Here is a 17,836-nt window from a genome sequence, read left to right as displayed (position 1 = left end):
CAGAGGGGCGCGAAGAGGCGGCGGGCCGTCGGCAAGGTCATCGCCGCCGCCGCCGCCGCTGCCGCCGCCGCGCTGCCGCTGGCGTCACGAGCCTCCTGCCGTGGTGGCCGGCCCTGCCGGTCCGGCGGCGACGTCGACCGGGGCACGCCCGCCGTTGGCGTCCAGTCCCGCGGTGACGGGTGAGGGCCTGAAGCCCCTGACGACCAGGTAGACGCCGAGGGACAGCTCCCAGAAGAAGATGCCGGGAAGCGCGACCAGGGACAGCAGGGAGAACTGGTCGTTGACGCCGAACATCGTCGCGGTGTTCGACGCGAGGAGCAGCGGTGCTCCGACGAGTCCCAGCAGCGGGATGACGCGTGGCACGAGACGGGACCGGTACATCAGCGTTCCCAGCAGCAGCGCGTTCGCGACGGCGAGGCCCGGCCCGAGCAGGAACGTCCAGTCGCGCAACGCGACGAGCGCCTCGCCCGTGGTGATCAGGGAGTCGGCGTCCGCTCCGGGGGTGCTGCCCAGGTCCTGCCGCAGCGTCACGACCGTCAGGATGCTCATGACGCCGACGAAGATGATCGCGGCCTCGAGCACGCGGGCCGCCACGAAGCCGAGGGCGAGGGCCTCGTTCTCCCGCCTGACCACCGGGTAGAGCACGACAGCGGTGCCGATGCAGGCGAGAGCGTTGACGATGTCGAGGAGGCCGCCGAGGAGGACGCGCGTGTCGTCGCCCGGCCCGACGATGTAGCCCGGGTCGCTCAGGACCGGGTCGAGGAGGAAGACCGCGGGGATGGACGACAGGAACGTGACCAGGTAGAGCGCGCCTGCGAGCAGCGCGACCTTCCTCAGCCAGCTCATCGGCCGCCTCGTCGTCGGCTCGGTGGGTTCGGTGCTGGCCATGTCCATCGCCTCTCGCTGGTGTCGCGGTCCGGGATGTGTACCGCGTACACGCAGAAGGTACGTGTACGCAGTACACTCGTCAAGGGGTTAGAGTCGGCCGCCAGCACGAGAGCGGGAGGACGACATGGCACCGACGGTCCAGGCCGGGGCCCCGCGGCGCGTCGCCCTCAGCAGGGACCGGGTGCTGCGGGCCGGGGTGGCGCTCGCCGACGAGGAGGGCATCGACGCGCTGAGCATGCGCCGGCTCGCCCAGCGCCTCGGTGTCGTCCCGATGGCGTTGTACAGGCACGTGGCGAACAAGGAAGAGCTCCTCGACGGCATGGTCGACGTCGTCATCGGTGAGATCGACCCCCCGCTCGAAGGTGCCGACTGGCGGACCGCCGTGCGCGAGCGGATCCTCTCCGCGCGGCGGGCACTGCTGCGGCACCCGTGGGCGCGCCCGGTCATCGAGTCGCGCACCGGGGCGTCGCCCGTGGTGCTGGACCACATGAACTCGCTCATCGGGATGTTCCGCGCGGGAGGCTTCTCGGCGGTGCTGACCCACCACGTGATGCACGCCCTCGGGAGCCGCATGTGGGGTTTCACCCAGGAGGTGTTCCCGAGCGCGCCCCCGCCCGAGGACCCCGAGCAGCGCGCGGCCATGTTCCAGCAGGTCGCCGCGCGCTGGCCCCACATCCTCGAGATCGCCGGGGCCGGGGCGCACGACCAGGGCTCGGTGGTCGGCCAGGGCTGCGACGACCAGTTCGAGTTCGAGTTCACCCTCGACCTGATGCTGGACGGGTTCGAGCGGCTCCGTCGGCAGGACTGGACCCCGAGGCGCTGACCCGGTCGGGGCGCGGGGCCCTCAGTCGACGTACTGGGCCTCGCCGAGCCCGAAGGACCAGTTCTCCTTGGGCACGTCGACAAGGCTGATGAACACATCCTCCGGGCGCAGCCCGATGCGTTCGTGCAGGCCCGAGGCGATGGCACGGTAGAGGTTCTTCTTCGCCTCGACCGTGCGGCCGGCGTTGAACGTGATCTGGATGATGAGCGCACGCTCGGTGCGTTCGACCATGTACGTCGGGTCCATCACGAGGTTCTCCGGCTCGTGCTCGGAGACGATCATGAACCTGTCGTTGACAGGCGCGCCGACGGCGTCGACCAGCGCCTCGTAGACGACCTCGACGATGCTCTGCCGGTACTCCGGGGGAGTCGCCTCCGGCAGGTCGATGCGTACTAGCGGCATGGCAGTCTCCTCCGTGGAGCGCGACAGTGCACCGCCTGAAGGCGGACGGTTGTGGACCACAACCTACTTCTGTCCCGAGAGCCGGGGGCGGGAATCGCGGGCCGGTGGTCTGCCGGCGCGTTCTACGCTGCGGTCATGCCCGCCCGCGCGCCCGAGCCCGTGATCCTGGGCAACGCCGTCGTCGAGCTCACGCCGCTGACGGCCGACGACGCACCCGACCTCTTCGCCGCCCTCGACGACCCGCGCGTGTGGGCCGCCGGGTACGGAGGCGGCCCGGCCGGGCGGCCGGGGGACGTCGCCGGCATGCGCGAGTACGTCACCGGCCACCTCCTCGGCGCCGCGGACCGCGTCCCGTGGGCGGTGCGCCTGCGAGGCGGGGATCTGGTGGGGACGTCGAGCCTCGGGGACGTCGACCTCCCCAACGAGTCGGCGCACCTGGGGTGGACGGCCTACGCCCCGTCCGTCTGGGGCACGGCGGTCAACCCGGCGACGAAGCTGGCCATCCTCACTCACGCGTTCGACGACTGCGGCCTCGGGCGGGTCCGGCTCCAGACCGACGTCCTGAACACCCGCTCCCAGGCCGCCATCGCCCGGCTCGGGGCGGTTCGCGAGGGAGTCCTCCGCCGGCACCGGCGCCGGGCCGACGGCAGCTTCCGCGACACGGTGGTCTTCTCGATCCTGGCCGACGAGTGGCCGCGGGTCCGCGCCCGGCTGGAGGCGCGGATCGCGCCGGCGCCCGGGCGGGACGTCTCGGCCGCCCCCGCGGCCGGCGCGATGCGGGACGCCTCCGCCTGATCGGGCCCGGGCGCGACGCCGATCTTTCGGCGCGGGGCCGCGGATTTTTCGGGCAGGCGAACAGTGCGCAACCCCACCGCCGCGGGGCTTGGGCCCACCTCCCGCGGCTGCCACGATGGCGATATGTCCACCTCGACCCCGCCCCTGCCCGGCGACGAGCGCGCCGCCCGGACCGCGCCGACCCGGGAGCAGGTCCGCCGCTGGCGCCGCTACCTGGCCGACGAACGGGCGGAGGGTGCGGTCTACCGCCACCTCGCCTCCCGGCGCGAGGGCGAGGAGCGCGAGATCCTCCTCGGCCTCGCCGACGCCGAGCGACGCCACGAGCAGCACTGGCGGGACCTGCTCGGCGACCAGGTCGGCCGGCCGGGCAAGGGCGCGCTGCGCACCCGGCTGCTGGGCTGGCTCGCCCGGACCTTCGGCGGCGTGTTCGTCCTCGCGCTCGCCCAGAACGCGGAGGCGCGCTCGTCCTACGCCGACGACGCGGACGCCACCGACGCCATGGCCGCCGACGAGCGCGTGCACGGCGAGGTGGTCCGGGCGCTGGCGACCCGCGGCCGGGCGCGGATGTCGGGCACGTTCCGCGCGGCCGTCTTCGGCGCCAACGACGGGCTCGTCTCCAACCTCGCGCTCGTGCTCGGCGTCGGCGCCACCGGCGTCCCGGCCGGCACGGTGCTCGTGACCGGCGTCGCCGGCCTGCTCGCCGGCGCCCTGTCCATGGCGGCGGGGGAGTACGTCTCCGTCCGTTCGCAGCGCGAGCTTCTCGAGGCCTCCATCCCCGACGCCGACGCGCACGAGTCCATCCCGGCCCTCGACGTCGACGCCAACGAGCTGGCCCTGGTCTACCGCGCCCGTGGCATGGCGCCCGCCGAGGCCGAGGAGCACGCCGCCGGTGTGATGGCCCGGATGCTCGCCGGCCACGGCATGCCCGCGGCGGACGTCGCGCACGCCTACGAGGAGATCGGCAACGGCTGGTCCGCCGCCCTGTCCAGCTTCGGCTTCTTCGCCTCCGGCGCGCTGATCCCGATCCTGCCGTACCTGTTCGGGCTGAGCGGGCTCCCGGCGATCGGCGTCGCCGCGGGGCTGGTGGGGATCGCCCTCCTGGGCACCGGTGCCGTCGTGGGCGTGCTGTCCGGGGCGCCGCCGCTGCGTCGCGCGCTGCGCCAGCTCGGGATCGGGTACGGCGCCGCCGCGGTCACCTACGGGCTCGGCCTGGCGTTCGGCACCACGATGGTCTGACGGCTCGTCGAGCCGCCCCCGATCCTCGCCGCGACACCTTAGGCTGCCTCGGGCACGCCGGGTCGCGCGGAACGGGGGACGACATGTCGGAGCAGCGGGCGGACGTCGGGCTGATCGGGCTCGGCGCGATGGGACGGCCCATGGCCGCGCACCTGCTGCGCGCGGCGCGCGAGCGCGGCGTCGAGCTGATCGTCCACAGCCGCCGCGAGTCGAGCGCCGCCGGCCTCGTCGCGGACGGCGCGCGCTGGGCGGACACGCCCCGGGACGTCGCCGCGCGCTGCGACGTCGTCCTGACGATGCTGCCCGACCTCCCCGAGCTCGACGCGGTCCTCGACGGCGACGACGGGCTCCTCGCCGGCCTCGCCCGGCCCTCCGTGCTGGTGGTCTCCTCCACGAGCTCGCCCGACGGCGTCCGTCGCCTGGCCCGGGACGTCGCCGACCGGACGCAGGGCCGCCTCGCCGTCGTCGACGCCCCCGTCTCCGGCGGGGTGGAGGGTGCCGCGGAGGGGTCGCTCTCGATCATGGTCGGCGGCGCGGACGACGACGTCGCCCGGGTGCTGCCGTGGCTCGGCGTCCTCGGCACGCCGGTGCACCTGGGCCCGGTCGGCGCCGGGGAGGTGGCCAGGGCGTGCAACCAGCTGATCGTCGCCGCCACCACCGTGGCGCTGGGCGAGGCGAGCGTCATCGCCGAGCGGGCGGGGCTCGACCTGGGCCGGCTGCTCGACCTCCTCGGCGGCGGCTACGCGGGCTCGCGTGTCCTGGAGGTGAAAAGGTCCCGGCTCGTCGCGCACGACCACACGCCGGCCAGCCCGGCGCGGTTCATGATCAAGGACCTCGCCTTCGCCGCCGCGGAGGCCGAGAGCACGGGCACCGCCGTCGAGCAGCTGCCGGTGCTGCAGCGCGTCTACCGGGAGATCGCCGAGCGCGGGCTGGGAGACCTGGACAGCTCCGTGGTGCAGCGGTACGTCGAGGAGCGCTCGATCTGATCGCCCCGGCCGCGTGGGTGCTCGGGCCCTCGCTCCGCCCGGCCGCTCGGTCCGCTCAGCTCCGCGGGCGCGTCGCGAGGGTCTCGGGGGCCCGCACCCAGACGGCAGCGGCCACCAGCGTGATGGCGCCCGACAGGGCGAACGCCGCGCCGTAGCCCACGTGGTCCACCAGCAGCCCGGCGAGGACCGGCCCCAGGATCTGGCCGGCGTCGCTGCACATCTGGAAGGCGGCCAGCACGGGTCCGGCGGTCCGCCCGCTGCCCACCACGTCCGCCACGGTCGCCTGCTGGGCGGGGTTGAGCATCCCCACCCCCACGCCCGCCAGGGCGGAGACCACGAGCAGGGCCACCAGGTCCCCGGTCAGCCCGAGGGCGGCCGTGAGGGCGCCGTTGACGAGGAGGCCCGTGACGAGCAGCGGCTTGCGGCCGCGCGCGTCCGAGGCGCGGCCCGCCGGCGTCAGGGCGACGGCGTTGCCGATGGCGAAGGCCGCCAGCGCGGCGCCGGCCGCCCACGGTCCCGCCGTGAGGCTGGCCGCGGCGAACAGCGGCAGGACCGCGACCCGCACCCCGAAGTTCGACCAGCCGTTGGCGAACGCGGAGACGAGCGCGGCGCGGTAGGCCGGGTGCGCGAGCGCATCCCGCAGCCGCATCGCCGGCAGCTGCGCTGTGCCGGGCGGCGGTCTGAGCGCTGCCGGCCGGAGGAAGACCGCGACCACGGCGGTCGCGACGAGCAGCGAGGCGGCGTAGACGAGGAACGGCACGCGCAGCCCGGCCTCCGCGAGCAGGCCGCCGGCCAGCGGCCCCCCGATGTTGCCCAGGAGGAACGCGGTGCCGTACGCCGAGGACGCCCGTCCGCGTGCCGTCGGCGGGGCGAGGCGGACGATCAGCCCCATCGCCGAGACGGTGAACATGGTCGAGCCGATGCCGCCCAGCCCCCGGAAGACGAGCAGCTGGGCGTAGCTCTGCGCGAACGCCGTCGCCGCGGTCGACCCGGCCACCACCAGCAGCCCCGCGAGGTAGACCGGGCGCTCGCCCATCCGCCCGATGAGCCTGCCGCCCACCGGCGCGAAGACGAGCCGGAAGAACGCGAAGACGCTGACCACCACGGACGCCGCGGTGACACCGACGTCGAAGCTCCGGGCGAACTGCGGCAGCACCGGGGAGACGAGTCCGTACCCCATGGCGATGACGAAGGCGGCCGAGACGAGGACCCAGATCTCGCGGGGCAGGGGCACGGGGCGGGAGGCTGACATGGCGGGGGAGATCATCCCACCCCCGCGGCGGCGTCAGCCCTACTTGCCCATGCCCGCCGTGAGCCCGGAGATGATCTGCTTCGTCGCCAGCAGGAACAGCACCACCAGCGGCAGCGTGGCGATCACCAGCCCCGCGAAGAGGGTGGACCAACTCGTCTGGTACTCGCCGAAAAAGGTCGTCAGCCCCACCGGCAGCGTGTACCTCGTGCGGTCGCGCACGAGGATCAGCGGGTAGAAGAAGTCGTTCCAGATCGGCACGAACCGGAAGACCACCACGGTGGCCACCGCGGGCCGGACCAGCGGGAGCATCACCGACCAGAACATCCGCAGCGGCCCCGCCCCGTCGATGCGCGCGGCCTCCTCGAGCTCGCCGGGGAGCTGCCGGAAGAACGTGCCGAGCACGAACACGGAGAACGGGATCGACACCGCCGCGTAGACGAGCACCAGCCCGGTGCGGGTGGAGACCATCCCGATCGCGTCGAGCAGGTAGAAGATCGGCACGATCATGAGGAACACCGGCATCATCAGGCCGGAGACGAAGACCTGCTCGATCACCCCCATGAGCCGGGAGCGGCTGCGCGCCAGGGCGTACGCGGCGAGCAGCGACACGACCGTCGAGAGCGCCACCGAGCCGACCGTCACCACGATGGAGTTCCAGAAGTAGGTCGAGAACGACGCCTCGATCCACGCCTCCTGGTACGCCGCCAGGCTCGGCTCGGCGGGCAGGCCCAGCGGCTCGGACACGAGTTCCTGGTTGGTGCGGAAGGAGTTCAGCACCATGGTCAGCAGCGGCAGGATCGCCACGGCGGCGTAGACCCACAGCAGGGTCGACGTCAGCGCCGCGCGCACGCCGCCGGTGCGGCGCCCGGGCGGCGTCGCGGCCCGGGCGGTCGCCGGGGCGGTGCCGGGGACGGCGAGGGTCGTGGCCATCAGAACAACCGCCTCTCTGCCCGGCGGAACCACTTGTTGAACGCGATCGAGAGCCCAAAGATCACCAGGAACAGCAGGATGGCGATCGCGGAGGACGTGCCGATGGCGTTCGACGAGCCGGACTGGAACGCGGTGCGGTAGAAGAGCAGCGACATCACGTCCGTGGCGCCCGCGGGGGAGCCGGTCGAGCCGCCGAGCGCGTACGGGATCGGGAACGCCTCCATCGAGAAGATGAACGTCAGCACGCTCACGGTGCCGATGATCGGGGTGAGCAGCGGCAGGGTGATGTGCCAGAAGCGCTGGCGGGCGGTGGCGCCGTCGAGCTCGGCCGCCTCCTCCAGCGAGGCGTCCAGGCCGCCGAGCGCCGCCCCGTAGAGCAGCAGCGGGAAGCCCACCCACTGCCACGCCGTCACCAGCACCACGACCCACAGGGCCGTGGACGGGTCACCCAGCCACGGCAGGGCGAGCGCCTCGAGCCCGACCGCCTTGAGCAGGGCGTTGACCGGCCCGAACAACGGGGAGAGCAGCAGCGACCACAGGTACCCGATGACCAGCGGCGAGACCAGGTACGGCATCGTGTAGAGCACCTGGAAGAGCCGCTTGAACCGCCGGCGCCGGTGGAGGACCACCGCGAGCAGCAGGCCGACGGAGTTCTGCACCACCATCGACCCGGCGAAGAGCAGCAGGTTGTGGGCGAACGCCCGCGGCACCTGCGTGGCGTACGGCTCGGCCGTGAAGAGCTGGACGAAGTTGCCCAGCCCCACGAACGACTCCTGGGAGGTGCCCCGCCACGAGTACAGCGAGTACGTCAGCGCGGTGACCATCGGGTAGAGCACGAAGAACCCGAACAGCAGCGCCGCCGGCAGGAGGAAGAGCAGGGCCGTCCCCGTCGGCAGGGCCGCGGTCAGGGGACGACGGCGGCGCCCGGCCGACGGCGGAACCTCCGCCGTCGGCCCGGTCACCGTCGCGGGTCCGGACGGAGCGGTCACTGGCCCGGCGTCCACCAGGCAGACAGGCCGTCCTGGATCTTGCTCGCGACGCCCGCCGCGTCCAGCTCGCCGAGGAACAGCTGCTGACCGCCCTCACCCATGAGGTCGGTGCCGACCGGGTCGCCGTAGCGGTAGTCCACGAGCAGCAGGTACGGGGCGGGATTCTCCTGGTAGAGGTCCCACATCTCCTGCATGAGCGGCTCGTCGAACTCCACGCCGGGGACGGGGGAGAACTGCTTGAGGTCGTTGGCGACCATCTGCCCGAACTCGGCGTCGGCCAGCCAGTTCAGCAGCGTCTCCGCCTCCTCGGCGTTGTCCGAGGCGGCCGAGAGGCCCCAGTTGCCGTCGGCGTAGCCGGGGCTGACCGGGTGGTCGAGCGCGGAGCCCTCGGGCGGCGGCACCTGGAACACGCCGAGCTCGAGCTCGGGGTTCGACGACTGGAAGAAGGCCAGCTCGTAGGACCCGCCGGCGAACATCGCGGCCGCGCCGGAGGTGAAGAGCACCTGGGCGTCGGTGTAGCCCACGCCCACGACGTCGTCGGGCATGTACTGCTCGAGGTCGGCGAAGGTCTGGATCGAGGCGACGTAGGCCGGGTCGTTGAAGTCGGTCGAGCCCTCGCGCAGCGCCTGCTGGAAGTCCGCACCGCCGTACTGGGCGGCGGTGAGCGCGTCGTGGACGGTGGGGACGAACCAGGCATCCTTCGCCCCGACGGCGAGCGGCGTCACGCCGGCGGCCTCGAGGGTGTCGTTGATCGCGATGAAGTCCTCCCAGGTCTCCGGCTCCTCGAGGCCGTGCTCCTCGAAGATCGCCGTGTTGTAGAAGACCTGGATCGTCTGGGTGGCGAACGGGACGCCGTACAGGGCGCCGTCCTCCTTGCCGCGGGCGCCGTCGAGGATCGCGTCGTCGAACTCGGCGAGGGCCGGGACGACGTCGTCCAGCGGGGCGAGGTTGCCGCCCTCGACCAGGGGCTGGAGCAGGCCGTACGAGCGCACCTGCGCCACGTCGGGACCGTCGGAGCCGGTGAGGCCGGTCTGCAGGATCTGGTTGTACTCGGTGTTCTTGTAGGCCTGGAAGTTCACCGTGATGCAGGGGTTGGCCTCCTCGAAGACGTCGAAGATCGTCTCGTAGGTGTCCTTGTCCTCCGTGCGCCAGGACCACACGTCGAGGGCGACCGGCTCGGCGCAGTCCTCCGAGCCCGCGGCGGAGGTGGCGCCCCCGTCGGCGCCGGGGTCCGGCGCGTCGTCGGAGGGCGCGCAGGCGGACAGGGCGAGGACGGCAGCCGCGACGGCGGCTGTGGAGGCAAGTACTCTCCGGCGGTGCATGGTGTGTCCTTTCGGGCCGGTCTCGGCGGGTCGTCGCCGCACGGCGGGCGGGTCGGGCTCGGCACGAGGGTCGTGACGGCGATGTCACGAGGGGACGTTTCCCCGAAAGGGCTGGGATGTCAAGAGTTTTCATGAGAATGTAACTTCGGTTCACTGGTTTACATGGCTGTCGTGCGCGCGGAGGCGTGCGCCGCCCCGAGGAGGTCCGATGAGCGAGGCGCCGACCGTCGGCCTGGTCAGCCGCGTGCGCGGGATGCTCCCCGAGCTGCGTCCCGCCGAGCGGCGCGTCGGCGAGGCCGTGGTGGCGGACCCGCTGCTCGTCGCCCGCGAGTCGGTGACCTCCCTCGCGGAGCGCTGCCGGACGTCTCCGCCCACGGTCGTGCGGTTCGCCCAGCACATGGGCTTCTCCGGCTTCCCCGAGCTCAAGCTCGCGCTGGCGACCGCGGCGGGCATCGAGGAGGGCCGCAGCTCCCGCGCCCCGCTGTCGGGCGAGATGGACCCGAGCGACACCCTGGCCGACATCGTCGCCAAGATCGGGTACGCCGACTCCCGCGCCGTCGAGAGCACCACCGCGGGGCTGGACGTCGCGGTGCTGGAGAAGGTGGTCGACGCGCTCGTGGGCGCCCGGCACATCGACATCTTCGGCATCGGCGCGTCCGGACTGACCGCCTCCGACCTCGGCCAGAAGCTGTCCCGGCTCGGGCTCGCCGTCAACGTGGCGACCGACCGCCACGCCGCCATGACCCTCGCCTCCCTGCGCGGCCCCGAGGACGTGGTGTTCTCCGTCTCGCACTCCGGGGCGACGTCGGACGTCATCGAGCCGCTCCGGGTCGCCGGGCACGGGGGCGCCCGGACGGTCGCGCTGACGAACCACCCGCGCTCGCCGCTCGCCCGGCGCGCCGACCTCGTGCTGACGACGACGACGCGCGAGACCACCTTCCGCTCCGGCGCCATGGCGAGCCGGATCGCCCAGCTCACCGTGGTGGACTGCGTCTTCGTCGGCGTGGCAGCCCGGGACTTCGAGCGCACCCGGCGGGCGCTGGACGCCAGCTTCAAGGCGGTCGGCGAGCTGTAGCGCCGGCGCCCCGCCCGCTCGACCGGTCGGCCGCTGCGCCGGCCGCGGCCGGAGCCACGGCCGGTCCGCGCCCGGGCCCGCCGCCGGGGACCGACGTCTGCGCTGAGGACGTCCCGCTGATCGGCTGTCCTCGGCCGGATCTGCGGTCCTCACGGCCGGGGTCGCGGACGTACCCTGGAGCCGAGGTCGGTGACGAGGCCGGCCGCGGGGGAGACGCGTGAGTGCGCACCAGATGACGCCGGACGCGGAGGCGTGCCATGACCTCGCGGGGCCGGACCGACCGGCTGCTCCCTCCCACCCGGGTCCTGCTCGGCCTCTTCGCGGTGCTCACCGCGCTCGCCGTCGGCGCCCTGCTCGTCCGCGCGGAGCACACCGCGGAGACCTTCGCCTGGACCATCGACCCTCCCGCCACGGCCGCGTTCCTCGGCGGCGGCTACGCCTCCGGGACGGTGCTGGTGGTGCTGTCCTTGCTCGGCGGCAGCTGGGCGCGCACCCGCATCCCGCTGGTCACCATCCTGGTCTTCACCGCGCTGACGCTGGTGGCCACGCTGGTCCACCTCGACCGCTTCCATCTCGCCGCAGACGGTTCCCTGCCCCGGTTCGCGGCCTGGTTCTGGCTGGCGGTCTACGTCGTGGTGCCGGTGGGCATGGCGGCGGCGCTGGCTGTCCAGGAGCGCCGGGCCCTTCCTCCGCCCCGGCGGCGGCCGCTGCCCGCCTGGCTCCGCGCCCTCCTCGCCGTCGAGGGCCTGGTCCTCCTCGGCGTCGGCGTCGCGCTGTACCTCGCACCGGCGACGGCGGAGGTGCTCTGGCCCTGGACGCTCACCCCGCTCACGGCGCGGGCGGTCGGGTCGTGGCTGGCCGCCTACGGGTTTGCGGCGGCGCTCCTGGTCCGGGCCGGCGACCTGGACCTGCTGCGGGTGCCCGCGCTCGCCTACGCCGTCCTGGGCGTCCTGCAGCTGATGGTGGCGGGTCGGTTCGCCGAGGACGTGCGGTGGCAGGCGCCGTCGGCCGCGGGTTTCCTCGTCATGGCGACGGCGGTCGCCGCCACCGGCGTTGCCGCGTTCGTGGCCACCGAGCCCGGCCGGGCCCCCGCGCGAGAGACGCCGTGACCGTGGACCGGCCGGCGATCGTCCTGCTCAGCCGGGACCCCGGCATGCGCGCGCTGGTGCAGCGGGCGCTGCGCCGTCGGTACGCCAACGACTACGACGTGCGCGTGCACGGCGACGCGGCGTCCACGCGGGAGACCCTCGACCGGCTGCGGGCCGACGGGGTCCCCGTGGCGCTGCTGATGGTGGGCTACGGCGCGGCCGAGCCGGACGGGCTGAGCGTGCTGGAGCAGCTCCCGGTGGAGCGCACGGCACTCCGCGTGTCCGTGGTGCGCTGGGGCGACTGGAGCACCACCCGGCCGATCTTCGACGCGATCGGGATGGGCCGCGTGGACCGGTGGCTCACCTGCCCCGAGCTGGAGTCGGACGAGGAGTTCCACCGCACCGTCAGCGAGTTCCTCGACGAGGCCGCCACCCGGCGGGGCACCTCGTTCGAGGCGGTGCGCCTGGTGGGGCGGCGCTGGGACCGGCGCACCCAGCAGCTGCGCGACATGTTCGACCGCAACCACATCCCGACCGGCTTCTACGACGTCGCGACGCCGGACGGTCAGGCCATCCTCCTCGGGGCCGGGGTGAGCGACCCCGCGCTGCCGGTCGTGCTGCTGCACTTCCGCCGCGACGCCACCGTGCTGCAGAACCCGAGCGACATCCAGATCGCCGACGCCTTCGGGCTGTTCGAGCCGGTGGGCCAGGACGAGGAGTTCGACGTGGCGATCGTCGGTGCCGGCCCGGCCGGGCTCGGCGCGGCGGTGTACGCGGCGTCGGAGGGGCTGCGCACCATCGTGCTGGAGACCGAGGCGGTCGGCGGGCAGGCGGGCACGTCGTCGCTGATCCGCAACTACCTGGGCTTCCCCAGCGGGATCTCGGGCAGCCGCCTGGCGTTCCGCGCCTACGAGCAGGCGTGGACCTTCGGGGCGCGGTTCCACTTCATGCGCGCCGCGACCGCGCTCGCCGCCTCCGGCAACCACCTCTCGGTGCGGCTGAGCGACAACTCCTCCGTGCGCAGCGCGACGGTCGTCGTCGCGACCGGGGCCGCCTACCGGCGGCTCGGGGTGCCCGAGCTCGAGGCGCTGACCGGGCGTGGGGTGTTCTACGGGGCGACGGTCTCGGAGGCCTCGTCCGTGCGTGGGAAGCAGGTCTACGTGGCCGGGGGCGGCAACTCGGCCGGGCAGGCGGCCGTGCACCTGGCCCGTTACGCCGACCGCGTCACGGTGCTGGTGCGTCGCTCCAGCCTGGCCGAGACGATGTCCGAGTACCTGATCCGGGAGATCGAGGCGGCGCCCAACATCGCCGTGCGCTACCGCACCGAGGTCGTGGGCGGGACGGGGACGGAGTTCCTCGAGTCCCTGCGGCTGCGCGACGTCGACACCGGCCGGGAGGAGGAGGTGCCCGGCACGCTCTTCGTCCTCATCGGTGCCGAGCCGCGCTCGCACTGGCTCGGTGAGGAGATCGCCAAGGACCGCCGGGGCTACGTGCTCACCGGCGCGGACACCCCGCCGCGGGCGGGCCCCCGCGCGGCGGCGCTGCTGGAGACGTCGCTGCCGGGCGTCTTCGCCGCCGGGGACGTGCGACGCGGGTCGGTCAAGCGGGTCGCCGCCGCGGTCGGGGAGGGGGCGCTCGCGGTCAGCCTGGTGCACTCGTACCTGGGCTGGCTGCGGGCTGCGAGGTGAGCGCGACGCCCAGGGTCGGTGCACCGTGGAACCCTGGCGGGGCGCCGATCGTCAGAAGTAGTGTGGCCGTGCGGGCCCTGTGCTCCCGCGCGCGTGAGGAGTGAGCCGAGATGACATATGCCGCCGAGGCGGACGCCGCCGACGTCGTGGACGCGCTGGCCCAGGTGGTGCTGGTCGGGGGCGCCGTCATGCTCGTGCTCGGCCTCGCCGCCGTCGGGTCGCTCTGGTACGTGGTGCGCCGGGTCCGCCGGTCGCGCCGCCTGCGCCGCGGCGTCGACCGGAGCCGCCTCACCGTCCGGGCCGTGACCGGCGACGACGCCGGGCGCCGGCTGGCCCGGATGCGCCTGGAGGTCCAGCGCTCCGTCGACGCGACGGAACGCGCGATCGGAGCCGCGCAGGCCCAGGGCGCGCCGGTGGGCGCCATGCCCTCGGTGGCGGCCAATCTCGTGCGCGCCGGCCACCAGCTGGACGAAGAGCTCCGGCTCGCCGAGATCGAGCCCGATCTCGACCTCCGGCGGACGTGGGTGGCGTGGCTGACCGACCAGGTCGCCGAGCACGGGCGCCTGTGCGCGGACCTGCGCCGCTCCCTGTTCAGCGCCACCATGGCCACCGGCCCCGCCCACCTCACCCGCGCCGGCGACCACCTGGCGCTGGAGGTGGAGGCTCTGCAGGCCTGGGGCACCTCCTACCGCACGCGCCGCGCCGCCTGAGGCCCCGCCTTGTCGATCCGTGACCGCCTCGGCCGCATCGCCCGGGCGAACCGCGCCGAACGGGCCGCCCGGAAGCAGGGGCCGGCCGACCCGGTCCAGGCGGTGGAGGCCGCGCAGGCGGATCAGTTCCGTCGTCTCGACCAGGCCCGCCGCAGCGTCGCCGACCTGGCCGCGAACCGCCGTCGGGTGGAGGTCCTCGCCCAGCAGGCCAGCGCGGAGCGCCAGCAGTGGGACCGGCAGGCCGAGGCCGCCGTCGCCATGGGGCACGACGAGGGCGCCCGCGAGTATCTCCGCCGGTCGATCGAGGCCGGGAGGCGCCTCGAGACCCTCGGGGCCCAGCACCGCTCGATCGACGAGCAGGTGCGCCGCCTGGAGCACGACCTCGTCCGCCTCGAGCGGCAGGTCCAGGACTCCTACGTCCGGTTCCAGGCCCTGCGGGCCGACCACGGCGCGGCGCAGGCCGCCCTCCAGATGCGCGAGGCGACCGCCGCGGCCGGGCGGCAGGCGGTGGGTGCGCAGTCCGCGGCCCTCGAGGCGGAGCGGGAGATCCGGCGTCTCCAGGCACGTGCCGCCGCCCACGACGAGATCGCCGGCGCCGACCCCGACTCCGCGCAGGTGCGCGAGGCCTTCGAGCAGCTGGAGAACGAGGCCGCGGTGCGCAGCCAGCTCGAGGCGCTCAAGCAGCGCAAGGGCATCGAGCGGCCCGGCCGGTAGGACCGGGCACGCCACCGAGGAGCCACCTCCCCCTGCCTGTGGTGCGAGAGATGCTCGGCGAGGGTCGTGCTAGAGGTACTCGGCGAGCTCGTCGAGGAACTGCTTCTTCGTCCGCGCACCGACGAGAGACTTCACGACCTCGCCGCCGGAGTAGAGGTTGAAGGTCGGGATGGACACGACGCCGTACTTCGTCACGGTCTCGACGTTCGCGTCGGCGTCGAGCTTGAGGAACCGGATCTTGTCGCCGTGCTCGGCCGCCAGCTCCTCGATGATCGGCTCGGTGCGGCGGCACGGGGCGCACCAGGTTGCCCAGATGTCGACCAGCACGGGCGTGTCGGACTGGAGCACCTCGGCGTCGAACGTGGCGTCGGTGACCGCGGGGACGTTGCTCATGCTCGCTCCTTCAGGGTGTGGGGACGCAGCCGGTGCGGCGGCGGTCAGGCCCTCGCCGGCAGGAGGCTGGCGATGAGCTCCTCGACGCGGGCCTTGATCTCGTCGCGCACCGGGCGGACGCCGTCGACGCTCTTGCCGGCGGGGTCCTCGAGCTCCCAGTCCTCGTAGCGCTTGCCGGGGAAGATGGGGCAGGCGTCCCCGCAGCCCATGGTGATGACGACGTCGGACTCCTTGACGGCCTCCGTGGTCAGGACCTTGGGCTTCTCCGCGGCGATGTCGATGCCGACCTCCGCCATGGCCTCGACGGCGGCGGGGTTGACCTGGTCCGCCGGGGCGGAGCCGGCGGAGCGCACCTCGACGGCGTCGCCGGCGAGGTGGGACAGCCAAGCGGCGGCCATCTGGGACCGGCCGGCGTTGTGGACGCAGACGAACATGACGCTGGGGCGCTCGGACATGGGGTTCTCCTCGGGTCAGCGGGTCGCGGCGGGCGCGACGTCGGTGGGGTTGGTGGGCAGGGACAGTCGGGGGGCGAGGTTGCCGACACGGCGGCCGATCTCCTCGAGAGCGTGGTCGAACGCTTCGGGGGTGCCGGCGCGGATCGGGTCGGGGATGGACCAGTGGACGTCGACGGGGAGGCGGAGCTCCTCGTGCGCGCGGTCGCAGACCGTGACGACCAGATCGTCGTCGGCACGCACGCCGTCGACGTGCTGGGGCCGGACCCGGGGCAGCTTCAGGTGGTGGCGGCGGGCGCTCTCGACGGCGCCCGGTGCGATCGCCTCCGCCGGGTGGGTGCCGGCCGAGACGGCGGGGATCTCGCTGGCCTGCCGCCACAGGGCGGCCGCGAGGTGGGAGCGGGCGGAGTTGGCCGTGCACACGAACAGCACCCGTGGCACCTGCCGGACCTGACCCGCGGTGAGGTCGTCGAGCGCGCCCGGGACCAGGTGGACGTACGAACGACGCTTGTCGCCCTCGGAGCGGGTCCGCCCGACGACGCCCTCACGCTCGAGCACCTTGAGGTGATGAGCGAGCAGGTTCGAGGGCATGGCGAGGGCCTCGGCCAGCTCGGAGGGCGAGGCGTCACCGAGGTTGAGCGTGTCGACGATCTGGAGGCGCGCCGGGTCCGCCAGGGCGGCATGGAGCGCCGCCCGGCGTGCCAGCTGCTCGCTGCGCCGGGGTTCGGCCCCTCGCTCGACGTTCATTGCCTCAAGTTTGACTGAGTTATCTGTCGTCGTCAACCATGGGCCCATGAACACTTCTGAAGCGGCGCCCCCGCCGTCGTGGGCGCGCCGCCTGGTCGCCGAGCTGGTGGGGACCGCCGGGCTGGTCACCGTGGTCGTCGGGTCGGGGATCGCCGCGCAACGGCTCTCCCCCGGGGACGTCGGACTGCAGCTGCTGCAGAACAGCCTGGCGACCACGCTGGGGCTGTCGGTGCTGATCGTCGTCCTGGGGCCGGTGTCCGGCGCGCACCTGAACCCGGTCGTCTCCCTGGCCGAGTGGGCCGCCGGGCGACGGGCCGGTGCCGGGCTCGGCCTGCGCGGCGCCGGCGGGTACGTCGCGGCCCAGATCGCCGGGGGTGTCGCCGGTGCCGTGCTCGCGAACCTCATGTTCGAGGTACCCACCGAGCTAGCGACCACGGCGCGGGCGGGCTCCGGGCTGCTGCTCGCCGAGGTCGTGGCCACCGCAGGCCTGGTTCTCGTGATCTTCTCCCTGACGCGCTCCGGGCGGGGGGCCTGGGTCGCGCCCGCGGTGGGTGCCTACATCGGTGCGGCGTACTGGTTCACCAGCTCGACGTCGTTCGCGAACCCGGCCGTGACGGTCGGCCGGATGTTCACCGACACCTTCGCCGGCATCGCACCGGCGTCCGTGCTCCCGTTCGTCCTCGCGCAGCTGCTGGGTGGCGCCGTCGGCGTCCTGGCCGCGCGATTCTTCTTCCCCGCCGCCGTCGCCGTGCCCACGGAGCGGTTGCCCGAGCCGGCGGTGGTGTCGCGGTCGGACTGAGGTCGGGTGGGACCTTGGTGCCATGGGCCTCGGCGCCGGCCCCGTATGCTCAATTCATCGACAGTCATCGATAAGGAAGTGGGAGTCCATGAGCACCATCGAGGTCTACGAGCCGGCCATGTGCTGCAGCACCGGCGTCTGCGGCACGGACGTGCCACAGGAGCTGGTGACGTTCTCCGCGGACCTGGACTGGCTCCGCTCACAGGGTGCGGACGTCGCCCGCTACAACCTGGCGAGCGAGCCGACGGCGTTCGCCGGACGCCCGGCCGTCGTGCAGTTCCTCGAGCTCTCCGGCTCGGCGGGGCTTCCGCTGGTGCTCGTGGACGGCGCCGTCGCGATGACCGGGCGCTACCCCGACCGTGACCAGCTCGCGCGCTGGGCCGAGCTGGCCGCGGTGCCGGCCGGTCGCGCCGAGCTGGGTCTGACCGCGGTGCCGGCCGGCCGCGCCGAGCTGGGGCTGACCGCGGCACCGGCCGGACGCGGCGACCCGGGGCTGGCGCAGGAGTCCGGTGGCTGCTGCGGCGGCACCGGCTGCTGCTGAGCCGAG

General features: G+C 73.7%; 20 protein-coding genes. 11 read left to right on the top strand and 9 right to left on the bottom strand.

The window, feature by feature from the left end; translation table 11 throughout:
* Positions 1-84 precede the first annotated feature (84 nt).
* Positions 85-888, bottom strand: coding sequence for a DUF4386 domain-containing protein (locus ABD774_RS11845; RefSeq protein ID WP_345041340.1), 804 nt, complete (start codon positions 886-888; stop codon positions 85-87).
* A gap of 124 nt (positions 889-1,012) precedes the next feature.
* Between ABD774_RS11845 and ABD774_RS11840 the strand changes: the two genes are divergently transcribed.
* Positions 1,013-1,711 carry a TetR/AcrR family transcriptional regulator gene (locus ABD774_RS11840; protein WP_345041338.1) on the top strand — a complete coding sequence of 233 codons (699 nt, stop codon included), beginning with the start codon at positions 1,013-1,015 and terminating at the stop codon, positions 1,709-1,711.
* Between the two features lie 21 nt (positions 1,712-1,732).
* Here the strand turns inward: ABD774_RS11840 and ABD774_RS11835 are convergent, their stop codons facing one another.
* Positions 1,733-2,113: a tautomerase family protein gene (locus ABD774_RS11835; protein WP_345041335.1), complete on the bottom strand. Its 381-nt coding sequence runs from the start codon at positions 2,111-2,113 to the stop codon at positions 1,733-1,735.
* A gap of 135 nt (positions 2,114-2,248) precedes the next feature.
* Here ABD774_RS11835 and ABD774_RS11830 point away from each other — a divergent pair, with 135 nt between their 5' ends.
* The 3 genes from ABD774_RS11830 (at position 2,249) to ABD774_RS11820 (ending at position 5,130) form a co-directional block, all read left to right on the top strand.
* Positions 2,249-2,908: a GNAT family N-acetyltransferase gene (locus ABD774_RS11830; RefSeq protein WP_345041333.1), complete on the top strand. Its 660-nt coding sequence runs from the start codon at positions 2,249-2,251 to the stop codon at positions 2,906-2,908.
* A 123-nt stretch (positions 2,909-3,031) separates the two neighbouring features.
* Entirely contained in the window at positions 3,032-4,144 is a 1,113-nt protein-coding gene (locus tag ABD774_RS11825; protein ID WP_345041330.1) for a VIT1/CCC1 transporter family protein, read from the top strand.
* A gap of 83 nt (positions 4,145-4,227) precedes the next feature.
* Positions 4,228-5,130, top strand: coding sequence for an NAD(P)-dependent oxidoreductase (locus ABD774_RS11820; RefSeq protein ID WP_345041328.1), 903 nt, complete (start codon positions 4,228-4,230; stop codon positions 5,128-5,130).
* Between the two features lie 55 nt (positions 5,131-5,185).
* On the opposite strand, the gene ABD774_RS11815 is transcribed toward ABD774_RS11820, so the two are convergent.
* Genes ABD774_RS11815 through ABD774_RS11800 form a run of 4 tightly spaced genes read right to left on the bottom strand, consistent with a single transcriptional unit; the run spans position 5,186 to position 9,623 of the window.
* Positions 5,186-6,382: an MFS transporter gene (locus ABD774_RS11815; RefSeq protein WP_345041325.1), complete on the bottom strand. Its 1,197-nt coding sequence runs from the start codon at positions 6,380-6,382 to the stop codon at positions 5,186-5,188.
* Positions 6,383-6,421: 39 nt separating this feature from the next.
* Positions 6,422-7,312 carry a carbohydrate ABC transporter permease gene (locus tag ABD774_RS11810; RefSeq protein ID WP_345041323.1) on the bottom strand — a complete coding sequence of 297 codons (891 nt, stop codon included), beginning with the start codon at positions 7,310-7,312 and terminating at the stop codon, positions 6,422-6,424.
* Entirely contained in the window at positions 7,312-8,301 is a 990-nt protein-coding gene (locus tag ABD774_RS11805) for a carbohydrate ABC transporter permease (protein ID WP_345041321.1), read from the bottom strand. Before ABD774_RS11805 ends, ABD774_RS11810 begins: the two co-directional genes overlap by 1 nt.
* The gene (locus ABD774_RS11800) at positions 8,298-9,623 is read right to left on the bottom strand and encodes an ABC transporter substrate-binding protein (protein ID WP_345041319.1); all 1,326 of its coding nucleotides are present in this window, start codon (positions 9,621-9,623) and stop codon (positions 8,298-8,300) included. Before ABD774_RS11800 ends, ABD774_RS11805 begins: the two co-directional genes overlap by 4 nt.
* Before the next feature lie 208 nt (positions 9,624-9,831).
* Between ABD774_RS11800 and ABD774_RS11795 the strand changes: the two genes are divergently transcribed.
* From ABD774_RS11795 to ABD774_RS11775, 5 genes are all read left to right on the top strand, one after another.
* Positions 9,832-10,698, top strand: coding sequence for a MurR/RpiR family transcriptional regulator (locus tag ABD774_RS11795; protein WP_345041318.1), 867 nt, complete (start codon positions 9,832-9,834; stop codon positions 10,696-10,698).
* Positions 10,699-10,955: 257 nt separating this feature from the next.
* Positions 10,956-11,807, top strand: coding sequence for a hypothetical protein (locus ABD774_RS11790; RefSeq protein ID WP_345041316.1), 852 nt, complete (start codon positions 10,956-10,958; stop codon positions 11,805-11,807).
* Positions 11,804-13,474, top strand: a complete 1,671-nt coding sequence (locus ABD774_RS11785) for an NAD(P)/FAD-dependent oxidoreductase (protein ID WP_345041314.1) — start codon at positions 11,804-11,806, stop codon at positions 13,472-13,474. Before ABD774_RS11790 ends, ABD774_RS11785 begins: the two co-directional genes overlap by 4 nt.
* Positions 13,475-13,584: 110 nt before the next feature.
* Positions 13,585-14,184, top strand: a complete 600-nt coding sequence (locus ABD774_RS11780; RefSeq protein WP_345041311.1) for a hypothetical protein — start codon at positions 13,585-13,587, stop codon at positions 14,182-14,184.
* Between the two features lie 9 nt (positions 14,185-14,193).
* Complete coding sequence (locus tag ABD774_RS11775) at positions 14,194-14,898, top strand: PspA/IM30 family protein (protein WP_345041309.1); 705 nt, start codon at positions 14,194-14,196, stop codon at positions 14,896-14,898.
* A 69-nt stretch (positions 14,899-14,967) separates the two neighbouring features.
* On the opposite strand, the gene trxA is transcribed toward ABD774_RS11775, so the two are convergent.
* Genes trxA through ABD774_RS11760 form a run of 3 tightly spaced genes read right to left on the bottom strand, consistent with a single transcriptional unit; the run spans position 14,968 to position 16,490 of the window.
* A complete protein-coding gene (trxA, locus tag ABD774_RS11770) occupies positions 14,968-15,291 on the bottom strand; it encodes a thioredoxin (protein ID WP_345041306.1) in 324 nt (107 codons plus the stop codon).
* Positions 15,292-15,335: 44 nt separating this feature from the next.
* Positions 15,336-15,746 (bottom strand): arsenate reductase ArsC, encoded by a 411-nt coding sequence (locus ABD774_RS11765; RefSeq protein ID WP_345041304.1) that lies wholly within the window; start codon positions 15,744-15,746, stop codon positions 15,336-15,338.
* 15 nt (positions 15,747-15,761) lie between these two features.
* Complete coding sequence (locus ABD774_RS11760; protein WP_345041302.1) at positions 15,762-16,490, bottom strand: arsenate reductase/protein-tyrosine-phosphatase family protein; 729 nt, start codon at positions 16,488-16,490, stop codon at positions 15,762-15,764.
* A gap of 46 nt (positions 16,491-16,536) precedes the next feature.
* Here ABD774_RS11760 and ABD774_RS11755 point away from each other — a divergent pair, with 46 nt between their 5' ends.
* Together ABD774_RS11755 and arsD are read left to right on the top strand one after the other, a co-directional pair.
* Positions 16,537-17,289, top strand: a complete 753-nt coding sequence (locus tag ABD774_RS11755; RefSeq protein WP_345041299.1) for an aquaporin — start codon at positions 16,537-16,539, stop codon at positions 17,287-17,289.
* Between the two features lie 88 nt (positions 17,290-17,377).
* Positions 17,378-17,830: an arsenite efflux transporter metallochaperone ArsD gene (arsD, locus tag ABD774_RS11750; RefSeq protein WP_345041297.1), complete on the top strand. Its 453-nt coding sequence runs from the start codon at positions 17,378-17,380 to the stop codon at positions 17,828-17,830.
* Positions 17,831-17,836 lie beyond the last annotated feature (6 nt).

Origin of the sequence: Georgenia daeguensis (assembly GCF_039537705.1) — a bacterium.
GTDB lineage: Bacteria > Actinomycetota > Actinomycetes > Actinomycetales > Actinomycetaceae > Georgenia > Georgenia daeguensis.
This window is presented reverse-complemented; position numbering and strand designations above follow the sequence as displayed.

Bases quoted from the DNA above. Each gene is read 5' to 3' on its own strand.
- ABD774_RS11845 (WP_345041340.1), bottom strand. From the start codon at position 888: ATGGCCAGCACCGAACCCACCGAGCCGACGACGAGGCGGCCGATGAGC.
- ABD774_RS11840 (WP_345041338.1), top strand. From the start codon at position 1,013: ATGGCACCGACGGTCCAGGCCGGGGCCCCGCGGCGCGTCGCCCTCAGC.
- ABD774_RS11835 (WP_345041335.1), bottom strand. From the start codon at position 2,113: ATGCCGCTAGTACGCATCGACCTGCCGGAGGCGACTCCCCCGGAGTAC.
- ABD774_RS11830 (WP_345041333.1), top strand. From the start codon at position 2,249: ATGCCCGCCCGCGCGCCCGAGCCCGTGATCCTGGGCAACGCCGTCGTC.
- ABD774_RS11825 (WP_345041330.1), top strand. From the start codon at position 3,032: ATGTCCACCTCGACCCCGCCCCTGCCCGGCGACGAGCGCGCCGCCCGG.
- ABD774_RS11820 (WP_345041328.1), top strand. From the start codon at position 4,228: ATGTCGGAGCAGCGGGCGGACGTCGGGCTGATCGGGCTCGGCGCGATG.
- ABD774_RS11815 (WP_345041325.1), bottom strand. From the start codon at position 6,382: ATGTCAGCCTCCCGCCCCGTGCCCCTGCCCCGCGAGATCTGGGTCCTC.
- ABD774_RS11810 (WP_345041323.1), bottom strand. From the start codon at position 7,312: ATGGCCACGACCCTCGCCGTCCCCGGCACCGCCCCGGCGACCGCCCGG.
- ABD774_RS11800 (WP_345041319.1), bottom strand. From the start codon at position 9,623: ATGCACCGCCGGAGAGTACTTGCCTCCACAGCCGCCGTCGCGGCTGCC.
- ABD774_RS11795 (WP_345041318.1), top strand. From the start codon at position 9,832: ATGAGCGAGGCGCCGACCGTCGGCCTGGTCAGCCGCGTGCGCGGGATG.
- ABD774_RS11790 (WP_345041316.1), top strand. From the start codon at position 10,956: ATGACCTCGCGGGGCCGGACCGACCGGCTGCTCCCTCCCACCCGGGTC.
- ABD774_RS11780 (WP_345041311.1), top strand. From the start codon at position 13,585: ATGACATATGCCGCCGAGGCGGACGCCGCCGACGTCGTGGACGCGCTG.
- trxA (WP_345041306.1), bottom strand. From the start codon at position 15,291: ATGAGCAACGTCCCCGCGGTCACCGACGCCACGTTCGACGCCGAGGTG.
- ABD774_RS11765 (WP_345041304.1), bottom strand. From the start codon at position 15,746: ATGTCCGAGCGCCCCAGCGTCATGTTCGTCTGCGTCCACAACGCCGGC.
- ABD774_RS11760 (WP_345041302.1), bottom strand. From the start codon at position 16,490: ATGAACGTCGAGCGAGGGGCCGAACCCCGGCGCAGCGAGCAGCTGGCA.
- ABD774_RS11755 (WP_345041299.1), top strand. From the start codon at position 16,537: ATGAACACTTCTGAAGCGGCGCCCCCGCCGTCGTGGGCGCGCCGCCTG.
- arsD (WP_345041297.1), top strand. From the start codon at position 17,378: ATGAGCACCATCGAGGTCTACGAGCCGGCCATGTGCTGCAGCACCGGC.